The 14,709-nt window shown below is 56.3% G+C and carries 14 protein-coding genes; 6 read left to right on the top strand and 8 right to left on the bottom strand.

What is annotated here, in order from left to right; all coding sequences use genetic code 11:
• The first annotated feature begins 135 nt into the window (after positions 1-135).
• Positions 136-2,994, top strand: coding sequence for an excinuclease ABC subunit UvrA (gene uvrA, locus ACR0AD_RS03450; RefSeq protein ID WP_480481120.1), 2,859 nt, complete (start codon positions 136-138; stop codon positions 2,992-2,994).
• Between the two features lie 16 nt (positions 2,995-3,010).
• On the opposite strand, the gene ACR0AD_RS03455 is transcribed toward uvrA, so the two are convergent.
• The 5 genes from ACR0AD_RS03455 to ACR0AD_RS03475 form a co-directional block, all read right to left on the bottom strand.
• Positions 3,011-3,334: a hypothetical protein gene (locus tag ACR0AD_RS03455; RefSeq protein ID WP_480481119.1), complete on the bottom strand. Its 324-nt coding sequence runs from the start codon at positions 3,332-3,334 to the stop codon at positions 3,011-3,013.
• A gap of 108 nt (positions 3,335-3,442) precedes the next feature.
• The gene (mmsB, locus tag ACR0AD_RS03460) at positions 3,443-4,315 is read right to left on the bottom strand and encodes a 3-hydroxyisobutyrate dehydrogenase (RefSeq protein WP_480485760.1); all 873 of its coding nucleotides are present in this window, start codon (positions 4,313-4,315) and stop codon (positions 3,443-3,445) included.
• A gap of 3 nt (positions 4,316-4,318) precedes the next feature.
• Positions 4,319-5,359 carry a 3-hydroxyisobutyryl-CoA hydrolase gene (locus ACR0AD_RS03465; RefSeq protein WP_480481117.1) on the bottom strand — a complete coding sequence of 347 codons (1,041 nt, stop codon included), beginning with the start codon at positions 5,357-5,359 and terminating at the stop codon, positions 4,319-4,321.
• A 7-nt stretch (positions 5,360-5,366) separates the two neighbouring features.
• Positions 5,367-6,509, bottom strand: a complete 1,143-nt coding sequence (locus tag ACR0AD_RS03470; RefSeq protein ID WP_209596109.1) for an acyl-CoA dehydrogenase family protein — start codon at positions 6,507-6,509, stop codon at positions 5,367-5,369.
• A 110-nt stretch (positions 6,510-6,619) separates the two neighbouring features.
• A complete protein-coding gene (locus ACR0AD_RS03475; RefSeq protein WP_480485758.1) occupies positions 6,620-7,735 on the bottom strand; it encodes a carboxylate-amine ligase in 1,116 nt (371 codons plus the stop codon).
• Between the two features lie 137 nt (positions 7,736-7,872).
• Between ACR0AD_RS03475 and ACR0AD_RS03480 the strand changes: the two genes are divergently transcribed.
• Both ACR0AD_RS03480 and ACR0AD_RS03485 read left to right on the top strand, forming a co-directional pair.
• Entirely contained in the window at positions 7,873-8,724 is an 852-nt protein-coding gene (locus ACR0AD_RS03480; protein WP_480485756.1) for a class I SAM-dependent methyltransferase, read from the top strand.
• A 71-nt stretch (positions 8,725-8,795) separates the two neighbouring features.
• Entirely contained in the window at positions 8,796-9,272 is a 477-nt protein-coding gene (locus tag ACR0AD_RS03485; protein ID WP_480485754.1) for a fasciclin domain-containing protein, read from the top strand.
• A gap of 68 nt (positions 9,273-9,340) precedes the next feature.
• On the opposite strand, the gene ACR0AD_RS03490 is transcribed toward ACR0AD_RS03485, so the two are convergent.
• A complete protein-coding gene (locus tag ACR0AD_RS03490; RefSeq protein ID WP_480486475.1) occupies positions 9,341-9,886 on the bottom strand; it encodes a L,D-transpeptidase in 546 nt (181 codons plus the stop codon).
• 239 nt (positions 9,887-10,125) lie between these two features.
• Positions 10,126-11,625, bottom strand: a complete 1,500-nt coding sequence (locus ACR0AD_RS03495; RefSeq protein WP_209596112.1) for a CoA-acylating methylmalonate-semialdehyde dehydrogenase — start codon at positions 11,623-11,625, stop codon at positions 10,126-10,128.
• 125 nt (positions 11,626-11,750) lie between these two features.
• Here ACR0AD_RS03495 and ACR0AD_RS03500 point away from each other — a divergent pair, with 125 nt between their 5' ends.
• From ACR0AD_RS03500 to coaD, 3 genes are all read left to right on the top strand, one after another.
• A complete protein-coding gene (locus tag ACR0AD_RS03500; RefSeq protein ID WP_480476727.1) occupies positions 11,751-12,632 on the top strand; it encodes a LysR family transcriptional regulator in 882 nt (293 codons plus the stop codon).
• 60 nt (positions 12,633-12,692) lie between these two features.
• Entirely contained in the window at positions 12,693-13,130 is a 438-nt protein-coding gene (locus tag ACR0AD_RS03505; RefSeq protein WP_480485753.1) for a CBS domain-containing protein, read from the top strand.
• A gap of 85 nt (positions 13,131-13,215) precedes the next feature.
• Positions 13,216-13,707, top strand: a complete 492-nt coding sequence (coaD, locus tag ACR0AD_RS03510) for a pantetheine-phosphate adenylyltransferase (RefSeq protein ID WP_209596116.1) — start codon at positions 13,216-13,218, stop codon at positions 13,705-13,707.
• On the opposite strand, the gene gap is transcribed toward coaD, so the two are convergent.
• Entirely contained in the window at positions 13,699-14,703 is a 1,005-nt protein-coding gene (gap, locus tag ACR0AD_RS03515; RefSeq protein WP_480485751.1) for a type I glyceraldehyde-3-phosphate dehydrogenase, read from the bottom strand. The genes coaD and gap overlap by 9 nt on opposite strands.
• Between the last annotated feature and the right edge of the window lie 6 nt (positions 14,704-14,709).

Genomic DNA, 14,709 nt, shown 5'->3' on the forward strand with positions numbered 1-14,709 from the left:
CCTTTTCCCAATCCATTGATCATTGAAGGTTCTAATCGGCAAAATTTCGACTGTTCACTAAATGTTCTAACTTTTCTGTTGGAGTCTTGGTCTGGCTCGCCTATCTCTTAACCACTTGTTTGTTGGGGGCCGCATATGGCTGAGCTGAAGAATATCGAGGTGCGCGGCGCGCGCGAACATAACCTCAAAGGTATAGACGTTGATATCCCTCGGGATCAGTTGGTGGTCATCACCGGACTGTCGGGTTCGGGGAAGTCCTCATTAGCGTTTGATACCATCTATGCCGAAGGCCAGCGCCGGTATGTCGAAAGCCTTTCGGCATATGCCCGGCAATTCCTGGATATGATGGAAAAGCCAGATGTCGACCATATAAGCGGCCTGTCTCCGGCGATTTCGATTGAGCAAAAGACGACGTCCAAGAACCCGCGTTCAACTGTGGGCACGGTAACTGAAATCTATGACTATCTGCGTCTGCTGTTTGCCCGCGCCGGAACGCCCTACAGCCCAGCCACCGGGCAACCGATTGAGGCGCAGCAAGTGCAGGACATGGTCGACCGGATCATGGCAATGGAAGACGGCACACGCGGCTATCTTCTGGCCCCCATCGTGCGCGACCGGAAGGGTGAGTACAAAAAAGAATTCCTGGAGCTGCGCAAACAGGGTTTCCAACGCGTCAAGGTGGACGGAGAGTTCTACGAACTGGATCAACCGCCTGTATTGGATAAGAAATTCCGTCACGATATCGATGTGGTTGTTGATAGACTGGTTGTACGGGAAGGAATGGAAACGCGCCTGGCCGACAGCCTGCGCACCGCTCTGGACTTGGCGGACGGGATTGCCATTTTGGAAACTGCCCCGCGTGAAGGTGATCCGGAACGCATCACATTCAGCGAGAATTTTGCCTGCCCGGTCAGCGGTTTCACCATTCCCGAAATCGAACCACGCCTGTTTTCGTTCAACGCGCCATTCGGTGCCTGCCCGGATTGTGACGGTCTTGGGGTCGAGTTGTTTTTCGATGAACGCTTGGTGGTGCCGGACCAGACGCTGAAACTCTACGATGGTGCTTTGGCCCCGTGGCGCAAGGGCAAATCACCATATTTCCTGCAAACCATCGAGGCCATCGCGCGCCATTACGAATTTGACAAGAACACGCCCTGGAAAGACCTGCCTAAAAATGTGCAGGAGGTCTTTCTGCGAGGGTCCGGGGATGATGAAATTCTGTTCCGGTACGACGAAGGCGGGCGCGTCTATCAAGTGACCCGCAGTTTTGAAGGCGTGATCCCGAATATGGAACGGCGGTACCGCGAAACTGACAGCGCGTGGATTCGTGAGGAATTTGAACGATATCAAAACAATCGCCCCTGCGGCGCCTGCGAAGGCTACAGGCTGCGGGCCGAAGCGCTGGCGGTAAAGATCGCCGGGCTGCATGTGGGGCAGGTGGTGCAGATGTCGATCCGTGAGGCTCTGGCGTGGATCGAAGATGCGCCCAACCACCTGAGCGCCCAGAAAAACGAAATTGCCCGCGCCATCCTCAAGGAAATTCGCGAGCGACTTGGTTTCCTGAATAACGTTGGTTTGGAATACCTTACGCTGTCCCGTTCAAGCGGAACACTGTCGGGTGGCGAAAGCCAGCGTATTCGTCTGGCCAGTCAGATCGGCTCGGGGCTGACCGGGGTTCTCTATGTGCTGGATGAGCCCTCGATCGGACTGCATCAGCGTGACAATGACAGGCTTCTGGATACGCTCAAGAACCTGAGGGATCAGGGCAATACGGTGATCGTTGTAGAACATGACGAGGAAGCCATCCGTGAAGCTGACTATGTTTTCGACATCGGTCCGGGGGCAGGCGTACATGGCGGGCAGGTGGTCAGTCACGGAACGCCTGCGGAAATCGCGGCAGATGCGGCCTCTATTACCGGGCAGTACCTTGCGGGAACGCGTGAAATCGCGGTTCCGGTGCAGCGCCGTAAAGGCAAAAAGCAGAAAGTCACGGTGGTCAAAGCCACGGGCAACAACTTGAAGAATGTCACAGCCGACTTCCCCTTGGGCAAATTCGTTTGTGTCACCGGTGTGTCGGGCGGGGGTAAATCCACCCTCACGATCGAGACATTGTTCAAAACCGCGTCAATGCGGCTGAACGGGGCGCGTCAGACACCAGCACCCTGTGAAACCATCAAGGGGCTGGAACACCTCGATAAGGTCATCGACATCGACCAGCGCCCCATTGGGCGAACGCCGCGTTCAAACCCGGCGACTTACACCGGGGCCTTCACCCCGATCCGAGATTGGTTTGCCGGCCTGCCTGAGGCTAAGGCACGCGGGTACAAACCCGGTCGCTTCAGCTTTAACGTCAAAGGCGGGCGGTGTGAGGCATGTCAGGGTGACGGTGTCATCAAGATCGAGATGCACTTTCTGCCTGACGTCTACGTGACTTGCGAAACTTGCAAGGGGGCGCGGTATAACCGCGAGACGCTTGAGATCAAGTTCAAGGGCAAATCCATCGCGGATGTGCTTGATATGACAGTGGAAGATGCGCAGGAGTTCTTCAAGGCCGTGCCCTCAATCCGGGACAAGATGGACGCCCTTGCGCGTGTGGGTCTTGGCTATATCAAGGTGGGTCAACAAGCCACGACGTTGTCAGGTGGCGAGGCGCAGCGGGTAAAGCTGTCCAAAGAGCTGTCGAAGCGTTCAACCGGACGAACGCTCTATATTCTCGACGAACCGACAACAGGTCTGCATTTCGAAGATGTGCGCAAGCTGTTGGAAGTGCTGCACGAACTTGTCGATCAAGGAAATACGGTCGTGGTGATTGAACATAATCTGGACGTGGTTAAAACCGCGGATCATATCATCGACATTGGGCCTGAAGGTGGTGATGGCGGTGGCGAAATCGTCGCCACCGGAACACCGGAAGACATAGCCGATGTTGAACGCAGCCACACCGGGCGATACCTGAAGCCGATGCTGAAAGGGGCGCGCGTCGCGGCAGAATAAGTGCCCAGACGCGGCCTCAGTTCAGGATATCTGCGATCGCACCAATCAGGTTCAATACTTTGCGTGTCTCGGGGTCGACCCGGTACACGTAGTCACCTGCACGGACATATGAGTAGTTTCGGTTCAACCCATAGCGATAGGGGTCATTGATCCAGCGGTAATCGTTGGTAATGAAGTCACCATCGCGATAGATTTTCTTTGCCTGACCCGGCGGCACACAGGGAACGGATTTCTTGGCCAGACCCGGAGGGCAATGCCCGGCCTTGTTCTTTGCACCCGCGGCAATCGGGGAAAGGGCCAAAGCCGCCAGAGTTGCCGTCGTCACCAAAAATCTCGTCATGTCGCCTTCCTTTGCGATTTGGCCAGCCGGGGCCTTTTGTTCATGACTGCCTAGATGGTCGCTTGCCCAACATCTGTCAAATCGTTGGGCAAGATGCCGCCAGTTGTCTTAGTCACGTCTGCGCTTTTCGAACCGTGGCAGCATGGCACTGAAATCGCGTCCCTTGCCATCTTCGTTCTCGACAAATTGCTCATAAAGCGCGGTGGCAACCTGACCCATTGGCGTATCTGCATCTGCACTCTCTGCCGCCTGCTGGCTGAGGCGCAGGTCCTTCAGCATCAGCTCGGCCGCGAAACCGGGGGCGTACCCATTGTCCGCAGGGCTTTGCGGGCCGACACCGGGGGCAGGGCAATAGGCGTTCATCGTCCAGCTGTATCCGGACGACGTACTTACCACGTCAAACATCTTTTGCCGGTCCAGACCCAGCTTGTCGGCCAATGCGAAGGCTTCACAGGTTGCAATCATGGTGACACCAAGGATCATGTTATTGCAGATCTTGGCAGCCTGACCGGAACCGGCCTCACCACAGTGAACAGCTTTCTGCCCCATGATGTCGAACAGAGGGGATGCCTTGGCAAACGCGGCTTCTGATCCGCCAGCCATAAAGGTCAGCGTGCCAGCCGCAGCACCACCGATGCCGCCTGAAACCGGCGCGTCTACGGACAACAGTCCGGCGTTGATGGCCTGATCGGCAACTGCACGAGCGCTTTCCACATCAACTGTCGAGCAATCGATCAGCACAGCACCTTGTGCCATTGCGGGAATGATCTGATCGGCAACGGCCCTCAGAATCGCACCGTTTGGCAGCATCGTGATGACAGCATCGGCCGTTGCAACAGCTTCCGAAGCGGTTGCGGCCTGAGTTACCCCTTCAACCGTCACGCCTGCTGTGTCAAAGCCAATAACCTGATGACCGGCTTTTGCAAGATTGGCCGCCATTGGCGCGCCCATGTTTCCCAGTCCGATGAAACCGATTTGCATCTCTTAATCCTCTTCGAAAGTCAGGGCGTCCGCACCCAGTGGCTGCAGCATTTTCGACACGGCCACCAGAGGGACGTTCATGTCAGGAAACTGCCAGTTCGGATTGCGATCCTTGTCGATGATCTGTGCGCGGATGCCTTCCAGAAAATCGCCATGCTCCATCGCGCGGTGGGTGAAACGATACTCCATCTCCAGAGCTCGGCGTATGGTCAGAGAAGGGGAGCGCAGGCGATGAAGAACCTCGATTGTGCAAGCCACGGAAAGCGGTGCGTTTTTCCTCAGCATGCCCAGAGATTTCGCTGAAAACTCACTGTCGTCGCTGCGCAGACTGTTCAGAACGTCGCCAAGGGTTTCACCGGAAAAATGCTGATCGATTTGCGCCTGCAAGTTCGCCAATTCACCATCAGTCGGTGTATCGGCGTGGTCAGCCAACAGTTCAGCGTTTCCAGAGGCTTCGAGCAACTCGATCAGATCGGACCATTGTGATTGCGGGATGAAAAGGTCGGCAAACCCTGCATAGATCGCATCCGCAGGCCCCATCCGATAGCCCGTTGTTCCCAGAAACTCACCCGCGCGTCCAGGTGCAAGGGCCAGCATCAACGAGCCGCCGACATCCGGCACCAGTCCGATGGAGCATTCTGGCATGGCAATCTTTGCGCTTTCTCCCACAACTCGATGGCTGCCATGGCATCCGATGCCAACACCGCCGCCCATCGCGAATCCCTGAAGAAAGCTGATGACCGGTTTTGGATATTCGAAGATCAGGGCATTCAGACGGTATTCGTCACGCCAGAATATCTGACCGTAAGAAAAATCGCCCTTGGTTCCAGTTTCATAAAGTTCAGCAATATCACCGCCCGCGCAGAAGGCCTTTTCCCCTTCGGCGTCCAGGATGATCAGGTCAATCTCATCGTCCTCGCGCCAGTTGCGCAGCGCTGTGTCGATAGCCATGCACATGTCATATGTCATCGCGTTCAGCGCATGAGGACGGGTCAGGGTGATACGCCCGGCACGGCCTGTGGTGCGGATATCGATATCTGACATGGGTGCCTCAGCGATTGGCAAGCAATTGGCGTGATACAATCACACGCATGATCTCGTTCGTGCCTTCCAATATCTGGTGCACACGAAGATCACGCACAAGCTTTTCGATGCCGTAATCCGCAAGATAGCCATAACCGCCATGCAATTGCAGGCACTGGTCCACAACTTTCGATCCAGTCTCGGTAACGAACTTCTTGGCCATGGCGCAGAACTTCGTGGCATCCGGCGCGCCCTGATCCAGCTTCCAGGCTGCCTGCCGAAGGAACGTACGCGCGGCCTGCAATTCGATCTCCATATCCGCTAGACGGAATTGAAGGGCCTGAAACTGGTCGATGGACTGGCCAAAAGCCTTGCGTTCGGACATGTATTGCAGCGTCATATCCAGCCCGGCCTGAGCGGCCCCAAGCGAGCAGGCAGAAATGTTAAGCCGTCCGCCATCCAACCCCATCATCGCATATTTGAATCCGTCACCTTCCGTGCCCACAAGGTTTCCGGCCGGTATCTTGCAATCGTCGAACTGAACTTGCGCGGTGGGTTGGCTTTTCCAGCCCATCTTCTGCTCGAGCGCGCCAAAGCTGAGGCCGGGCGTGCCGTCTTCAACGTAAACGGTCGAAATTCCTTTGGGCCCGTCCTGGCCGGTACGCACCATACAGACGTAAGCGTCGGAATATCCGCCGCCTGAAATGAAGGCCTTTGTTCCGTTCAGCGTATAGCCTTCGTTGGTCCGTTCGGCGCGTGTTTTCAGCGCTGCCGCATCCGATCCAGAACCGGGCTCGGTCAGGCAATAACTCAACACAGTTTTCAAGCTCAGAACATCGGGCATGATGCGCGCCTTGAGGTCATCGTCTGCAAAGTTGTCGAGCATCTTGGCGCACATATTATGGATCGACAGGAACGCCGCGACCGACGGGCAGGCCATCGATAGGGCCTCAAAAACCAGAGTTGCATCCAGACGGGTCAGGTTTGACCCACCGCTGGCCTCGGACACGTAAAGGGCGCCGAAGCCAAGCTCTCCGATTTGGGGCCATAAGGTTTTGGGGATCGTTCCATCAGCCTCCCATTGCCGGGCAAAAGGGGCGATATGTTCCTGACCAAAGGCATGTGCCATGTCGAAAATGGCTGTTTGTTCCTCGCTGAGTGCGAAATCCATGGCGCTCCCTCCCATCGGCAATGAATTGAACAGTTGTTTATTTCTGAATTCTTACAGAAATTTTGCAGGCTCAACAATGGCTCTGGGCAGGGGACTGTTGTCGCCAGTGTCTAAAGATCCGCGTGGAACTCTTCGATCAGGTGGCGCACGACGGCCTTGCCAGGATCTTCCCCGCGCGCGGAAGCCTCGGCATGAACTCGGCGCTGGCGTGTGGCCGAGGTGCCGTTTTCGGCGATCTGCCGCAGGCGGGCCAGTTCCGACATTGTGCCCAGTGCCTCGGCGTCTTCGGCCAGCAATCCCATCAGATCACCGATCAGGTCGGACATGGGTTTGATCGAGCGATCGCCGAAATCGATCAATCCTTCGCCCACACCATATCGCTGCGCGCGCCAGCGGTTTTCACCTATCAGAAAGCGATCATATTGCCGCCAGCGCAAGTTGCGATCTTTCAAGCGGCACAACATTCTGGTCAACGCCTGAACAAGGGCGGCCAGTGAAAGCGTGTGTTCCAACCTTGGCTGGACATCCATAATCCGCGTTTCAAGCGTTGGAAAGCGATGCGAGGGGCGCAGGTCCCACCAGATCTTAGTGGTATCTTCGATGACCCCAAGTTCAATCAAAATACCCGTGGTGCGCTCATATTCGCCCCAGCTTGCAAAGACCGGTGGCAGACCGGTACGTGGCAGATTGTCAAAGACGGTCAGACGGTACGACGACAGGCCCGTATCCTCGCCGTTCCAGAAAGGCGAGGACGTTGACAACGCCAGAAGATGCGGCAGGAAGTAAGACAATTGCGGCATCAGATCAGAACGCAAGGCTCGGTCTTCGACCCCGACATGAACATGCATGCCGCAGATCAACATCCGGCGGGCCACGCCCCCAAGCGCGTGTTGCAGCGCATCATAGCGTTCCTTTCGGGTGTGATGCTGATCCTTCCAGTTCGCAAAAGGGTGGCACGACACGGCTATTGGTGACAGGTTATATTCCGCAGCCCGTTCCGATACACAGGAGCGCAGGCGTTTCAGGTCCTCGCGCGCCGAAGCAACGGTTGCATGCGGGCGGGTGCCGACTTCTATCTGACATTGCAGGAATTCGGGGCTGACCTGTCCTTCGAAATCATTCTGACAGGCTTCCATCAGCGCTTCGGGAGCTTCGGACAATTGGAGGCTGTCGCGGTCTACAAGAAGGTATTCTTCTTCGATCCCGATCGTGAATTCCTGCTGCATGGCGGCCCTCGCGGTAGTTATTTTGATCAGTGAATACGGAAATTTTCTTTTTGCCAAGGGTTTGCCCGGCTTGTCCTTGCAGAGGAACGACCAGCAAAGGTATGGAATAACGCAGCAAAGACCACGGAGCCAGCGACTTGAAACCCAGAAAATTCCCGCAGATCAACGCCGCCCTGGATGAGCTGGGTGTGAAACTGGTCGACAAGGTCACCGAACAGGATGAGCGCGCGCGGCTGGAAGCTTTTGAGGCTGCCGGAGGTCTGACGCGCCCCGTCTATGCTTTGTCGCCGGGAATGGATGGGTTTGATATTTCGCAACTGGTCAGTGAATACGCCGCGCATAAGCATGCGCTGGACGCGCTGAAGGATCCTGAGCGCAATCAGACCGGCTATCGTGCTGGAAACGGCTATTACGACAGCCCCGACGCGGATGCCTTGTATCTGATGATCCGACGCTTTCAACCCCGGCGGGTGATTGAGGTTGGATGCGGAAACTCGACCAGAGTAACCCGGCAGGCGGTCATCGATGGCGGGTTTGACACCAACATTACGGCAATTGATCCGTATCCCCGCGCTGACATCGCCCAAGTTGTTGATCGGTTCGAACAAAAACGGCTGGAGGACGCCGACCCGGCGCTGTTTTCAGAGCTAGAAGCCGGCGACATCCTGTTCATCGACTCCAGCCATGTTGTTCGGATGAGCAACGACGTCGCGCACTTGTTCTGCCGCATCATTCCGACACTGAAGCCCGGAGTGGTGATCCATGTGCACGATGTTTTTCTGCCCTACGAATACCCCAAGCGGTTCTTTTATGACTGTCCGGGTTGGGGCGAGCAGTACATGTTGCACGCTTTGCTGCAATCTGGCGCATATTCAATGCTTTGGCCGGGATATTACCTGCAACAGGATCGACCCGATGCCGTCGCCAATTTCCCCTTTTTGGCTGAAGGGCGCGCTCAAAGCATCTGGGTACAGCTAAAAGAAAAATGAATTCAGACTGATCCGGCGTGACGATAGCCCCGTACCCCTTTCCATAACAAGCTGGAGAGGAGAAGACAGCCATGTTTCGTCGTACTTTTATGGGTGCCGCCGCCGCATTTGCATTTGCCATGCCGGTCAAGGCGCAGGCTGCGGATATCGTTGATACCGCTGTAGCGGCCGGATCGTTCAACACGTTGGTTGCCGCAGTTCAAGCTGCAGGTTTGGTAGATACCCTGAAAGGAAAAGGTCCATTCACCGTCTTTGCCCCAACAGACGAAGCGTTTGCCGCTTTACCCGAAGGCACGGTGGAAACGTTGTTGTTGCCGGAGAACAAAGATCAACTCGTGTCAATCCTTACGTACCATGTTGTACCAGCCAAGGTGATGTCCGGCGACATAGCTGGCAAGCGCGCGAAGGTTCTGACTGTACAGGGTGATCGGCTGAGCGTGAATGCCAAAAACGGCGTCAAAGTGAATGACGCCAAGGTCATACAGGCGGATATCGAAGCCAGCAATGGCGTGATCCACGTGGTTGACGCTGTTATCCTGCCGGAATGATGCTCTGCTCCTCAAGAAATCAAAGCCCCGGCGTATGACCGGGGCTTTTGCTTTTCTAAGCTGGTAAATTAGACCAAACGAACCTGTGTGCCGACCTTAACCAGTGGATACAATTCTTCAACGTGTTGGTTATACAGGCCAATGCATCCTGACGAGCTCTGCCGACCGATCTTGCGCGTGTCGTGCGTGCCGTGGACGAGATAAGCAGGCCAGTCCAGATACATGGCGCGCGTTCCCAGCGGGTTGCCTGGATCGCCACCTTCCATCCGAATAGGCAGGTTGGGGTCACGCTCGCGCATCGAGGCGGTCGGTGTCCAGCTTGGAAATTCGGTCTTGCGTACAACTTTTGTGTAGCCGCGTTTTGTAAGCTCTTCGCTCATGGGCACAGAGCTGGGGTACAGCTTATAGGTGCCATCCGGCGCCCAATAGTGAACCGCGCGGCTGGTAATGTCGGCCAACAGGCAGCCAACGCCCAGCTCATCAAAGTGATCCTGCCAGTTTTGTTGCGCGAAGGATGATACATTGCGCCGTACCGGTAACTGTGTGCTGATCGCGTCTTCTGTCTCCGGAAACGCGTCCGTGCTTTGGGCCCGAACAAGGGCGGGGGTCGCCATCAGGGATGCAACGCCCAGCAGGGCGGAACGACGGGTTATTCGGGAGTGGGACAAGGGTGCCTCCGGTAAATTCACTGCTCAATGTGTATTTGGCGGCAAGATATTTCCATTGGTCGCAATTTTCCAGAGTGACGCACCTGAATTTCTTGTGAACGTGGGGAATTTGAACGCTGCTCGGCGGAAAAATGCAAAAACCCGGCCCTGAATAGGGCCGGGTTCCATAGTCATGCAGGCTGAAATCAGTCCATGGCTTTGAAGTTGAACTCGCCACCTTCCTTGATGCCCGACGGCCAGCGTGCGGTTACTGTTTTGGTGCGGGTGTAGAACTTGAAGCTGTCCGGGCCATGCTGGTTCAGATCGCCAAACATGGATTTTTTCCAACCACCAAAAGTGTGATAAGCCAGCGGAACGGGGATCGGAACGTTGATACCCACCATGCCGATATTGATCCGGCTGGCAAAATCGCGCGCTGTGTCACCGTCGCGGGTAAAGATCGCTGTGCCGTTTCCGTATTCGTGGTCCATCGCCAGACCGATCGCCTCTTCGTAGGAACCTGCACGGACAGTCGACAGAACCGGGCCAAAGATCTCCTGTTTGTAGATGTCCATGTCCGGAGTGACGTGGTCAAACAGGTGCGGGCCGACAAAGAAGCCGTCCTCATAACCTTGCAGGCTGAAATCACGGTTATCGACGACCAGCTTTGCGCCTTGCTCGACACCCGAATTGATCAGACCAAGGATACGCTCTTTCGCGGCGGCGGTTACTACAGGGCCCATGTCGACATCGTCACCAGCGGTGTAGGGGCCCACTTTCAGCTTTTCGACGCGCGGTATCAGCTTTTCGATCAGCTTGTCCGCGGTTTCTTCACCAACCGGAACCGCAACAGAGATTGCCATGCAGCGTTCGCCTGCTGCGCCAAACCCGGCACCGACCAGCGCGTCGGCGGCCTGATCCAGATCGGCGTCGGGCATGACGATCATGTGGTTCTTGGCACCACCAAAACACTGGGCGCGTTTGCCGTTTGCGGTGGCACGGCTGTAGATATACTGAGCGATCGGGGTAGATCCTACAAAGCTGACACCCTGAATGATCTCGCTGTCGAGGATCGTATCAACGGCCTCTTTGTCACCATTCACGACCTGGAACACACCCTTGGGCAGGCCGGCTTCGACAAACAGTTCGGCCAGCATCAGCGGAACCGAGGGGTCACGCTCGGACGGTTTCAGAACAACGGCGTTACCGCAGGCCAGTGCAGGACCGACATGCCACAGGGGCATCATCGCAGGGAAGTTAAAGGGCATGATCGAACCCACGACACCCAGCGGCTGGCGCATGGAATACATGTCGATGCCGGGGCCTGCGCTGTCGGTGAACTCGCCTTTCAGCATCTGAGGCGCACCGATGCAGTATTCGATCACTTCCAGACCACGCTGCAAGTCGCCTTTGGCATCGGGAATGGTCTTGCCGTGCTCGCGGCTTAGTGCCTCGGCCAGTTTGTCCATGTCGCGGTTCATCAGGCCGACCATTGCCATCATGACACGTGCACGTTTCTGAGGGTTGGTTGCGCCCCATTCCGGCTGGGCAGCGGCTGCGGCCTCAATCGCCGCCGTGGTTTCCGCAGCACTTGCCATCGGGCACTTGTATTGAACCTCGCCCGTTGCCGGGTTGTAGACGTTGTCGAAACGACCGGATGTACCGGCGACCATTTCGCCGTTCAGGAAATGGGTCAGATCTTGCATCAATAACTCCTCCGATAGATTTGTGCGCACAATAGGCTTGCAGAAATCCCGCGAACAGAGGCAATGTCTCAAAAGAGTTTTGCAAAAATGCAAAAGGAAACGGTGTGACTCCAAACTGGGACGATATGCGGATCTTTCTGGCCGTGGCGCGCGAGGAAAGTCTTTCCTCCGCTGGTCGTATCCTGAAAATCGATCCCGCCACCGTGGGGCGACGTGTTGCGCGATTGGAAACGACGCTGGATTCTGCGTTGTTCACCAAGTCGCAGCAGGGCTATGTCCTGACACCGGCAGGGCAGCGCCTGTTGGAGCATGGGTTGCATGCAGAAGAGGCGATGCGCGCAGCGGCCGGAGCCGTGGCGGGATCCACGAAATCACTCAGCGGGCAAATCCGGATCGGCGCGCCAGATGGCAGCGCAAATTACCTGTTGCCCCAGGTCTGCGCCAGGATCAGTGATTCAAACCCGGAACTGGATATTCAGATTCTGGCTCTGCCGAGGGTGATCAACCTGTCCCGTCGCGAGGCCGATATGGCCGTGACTGTCAGCGCGCCAACCGCAGGGCAGCTTTTGGTCAAGAAAGTCAGTGATTACAAACTGCATATGGTCGCGACCGATGAATATCTGAAACGTCACGAACCAATCCACTCGGTCGCTGACCTCAAGGGGCACCGGTTGATCGGTTACATTCCCGACATGATCTTTGACCGCGAACTGGATTACCTGAACGATATTGGGGTTGACCGTGTCGCGCTTGCATCGAACTCGGTCTCGGTGCAATTGCGGCAGGTCAGTTTGGGAACTGGCGTTTGCGTGGCGCATGACTTTACGTTGCCGTTCCATCCGGGGCTTCGGAAAATCCTGACGGATCAAGTGAGTCTGACGCGCAGTTTCTATCTGGTTCGGCATGAAGGAGATCAGCGCAACGAACGGTTGAACCGCTTTGCCGATGCCCTGACGCGCGGCATTCGCGAGGAAGTGCTTCGATTGGAAGCAGATGCCGGTGCTTGACAGGTCGCCACAATCGCGCAACGCTTTGGAATAAGTGTTATTATTCCGGAGGAATTCTTCATGTTGGTACAGGCTATCCTGACGTCCAAAGCGACAGACGGCGTTGTAACGGTGGCGCCAATGGCGACGGTTTCAGAAGCCTCGAAGATTCTTGCGGAAAAGCGGATCGGGACGGTTGTTGTTTCTGACGATGGCGGAGAAACCGCGATTGGAATTCTGTCTGAACGCGACATCGTCCGCGAGCTTGCCGCCAGCGGTAGTGGCTGTCTCGACCTGCCTGTAAAATCCTACATGACGCAGGACCTGATCACGACGACGCGTCAGGCCTCGGTTCAGGATATCATGGCCCGCATGACAGAAGGGCGCTTTCGCCATATGCCGGTTGTCGAAGACGGTAAACTGATCGGCATCGTCACACTTGGTGACGTGGTAAAGGCCCAGCTGGCCGAACTGGCGATGGAAAAAGATGCCCTGGAAGGCATGATAATGGGGCACTAACAGCAAGGGGTGCCAAAGCAATCACTTGCACCTGCAGCAAAGTTGTGTTTGCTTGCGCAGAAATTTTATTGCGCAGGAGGGCGTGATGCGGGTTGGTTTGTATCCGGGAACCTTTGACCCTATCACCATAGGGCACATCGATATCATTCGCCGGGCGGCTGCATTGGTGGATAAACTTGTCATTGGCGTCGCCATCAACCGGGACAAAGGCCCGTTGTTCTCGCTGGAAGAGCGCGTCGCGATGATCGAGGCCGAATGCGCCGAACTGACCGAACAAACCGGCACTGAAATTATCGCTCATCCCTTCGAAAATCTATTGATCGATTGCGCAAGGGATGTCGGTGCGCAGATCATCGTCCGCGGTTTGCGCGCTGTCGCGGATTTCGAGTATGAATTCCAGATGGTTGGTATGAACCGCGCACTGGACGACTCGATCGAGACTGTTTTTTTGATGGCCGAGGCACGCCATCAGGCGATTGCTTCAAAACTGGTGAAAGAAATTGCCCGTTTGAACGGAGACGTGTCGAAATTCGTCACGCCCCGTGTCAATGCGGCACTGCGTGAGCGGTTAGGCTAGGGCGCCCATCGCGGCGGCCGTATCCAGCATCCGGTTCGAAAAGCCCCATTCGTTGTCATACCAGGCCAACACGCGAACCAGCGTACCGTCGGTGACTTTGGTTTCTGCCAGTGACACCGTCGAGCTGTGCGAGTCGTGGTTGAAATCGACCGAGACCAGAGGACGGCTTTCCGCCGCCAGAACACCGGGAATCTTTGCTGCGGCATCAATGAACAGTTGATTGACCTCATCTTCGGTCGTTGGGCGCGAAACCTCGGCAACCAGATCAACGACTGAAACATTCGGGGTTGGTACCCGGATGGCCTGACCCGTCAATTTGCCCTTGAGTTGCGGCAGTACCAGCCCCACAGCGGCGGCTGCACCGGTTGTGGTAGGGATCATCGACAGGGCTGCGGCGCGCGACAGGTAGGGGTCTTTTCCAACCGTGTCATGCACAGGCTGGCTGGCGGTGTAAGCGTGAACGGTGGTCATGTTGCCATGTTTGATACCAAGACCTGCGTCCAGAGCAGCGGCAACGGGAGAAAGACAATTCGTGGTGCAGGATGCGTTCGAAACGACCAGATCTTCGGCCGTCAACTCGCTGTCGTTGACGCCAAAGACGATGGTTTTCACACCGCCGTCACCCCGTGCAGGGGCTGAGATCAGGACTTTCCGTGATCCGTTCTTGAAGTGACGTTCAGCCGCTTCGCGTGTGCGGAAAACCCCGGTGCATTCCAGAACAACGTCGATATCAGACCAGGGCAAGTCTTCGGGATTACGCTCACTGCTCAGGCGGATCGGGCCGCGCCCCACATCCAGGCCGGCGTCTGTAAGCGTGACAGGGTTGGGATAACGGCCATGAACGCTGTCAAACTCGAACAGATGCGCGTTCATGTCGGGCTTGCCTAAGTCGTTGATCGCGACGATCTCAACGTCTGTACGCCCGCTTTCCATCACCGCGCGCAGAACCCCGCGCCCGATCCGTCCAAATCCGTTGATCGCTAGTTTCAGGGTCATGGTTCG

It is taken from the genome of Ruegeria sp. BH8 (assembly GCF_056538065.1).

Bases quoted from the DNA above. Each gene is read 5' to 3' on its own strand.
- ACR0AD_RS03470 (WP_209596109.1), bottom strand. From the start codon at position 6,509: ATGGATTTCGCACTCAGCGAGGAACAAACAGCCATTTTCGACATGGCA.
- coaD (WP_209596116.1), top strand. From the start codon at position 13,216: ATGCGGGTTGGTTTGTATCCGGGAACCTTTGACCCTATCACCATAGGG.
- ACR0AD_RS03465 (WP_480481117.1), bottom strand. From the start codon at position 5,359: ATGTCAGATATCGATATCCGCACCACAGGCCGTGCCGGGCGTATCACC.
- gap (WP_480485751.1), bottom strand. From the start codon at position 14,703: ATGACCCTGAAACTAGCGATCAACGGATTTGGACGGATCGGGCGCGGG.
- ACR0AD_RS03455 (WP_480481119.1), bottom strand. From the start codon at position 3,334: ATGACGAGATTTTTGGTGACGACGGCAACTCTGGCGGCTTTGGCCCTT.
- ACR0AD_RS03505 (WP_480485753.1), top strand. From the start codon at position 12,693: ATGTTGGTACAGGCTATCCTGACGTCCAAAGCGACAGACGGCGTTGTA.
- uvrA (WP_480481120.1), top strand. From the start codon at position 136: ATGGCTGAGCTGAAGAATATCGAGGTGCGCGGCGCGCGCGAACATAAC.
- ACR0AD_RS03495 (WP_209596112.1), bottom strand. From the start codon at position 11,625: ATGCAAGATCTGACCCATTTCCTGAACGGCGAAATGGTCGCCGGTACA.
- ACR0AD_RS03475 (WP_480485758.1), bottom strand. From the start codon at position 7,735: ATGCAGCAGGAATTCACGATCGGGATCGAAGAAGAATACCTTCTTGTA.
- ACR0AD_RS03490 (WP_480486475.1), bottom strand. From the start codon at position 9,886: ATGGCGACCCCCGCCCTTGTTCGGGCCCAAAGCACGGACGCGTTTCCG.
- ACR0AD_RS03485 (WP_480485754.1), top strand. From the start codon at position 8,796: ATGTTTCGTCGTACTTTTATGGGTGCCGCCGCCGCATTTGCATTTGCC.
- ACR0AD_RS03500 (WP_480476727.1), top strand. From the start codon at position 11,751: ATGCGGATCTTTCTGGCCGTGGCGCGCGAGGAAAGTCTTTCCTCCGCT.
- mmsB (WP_480485760.1), bottom strand. From the start codon at position 4,315: ATGCAAATCGGTTTCATCGGACTGGGAAACATGGGCGCGCCAATGGCG.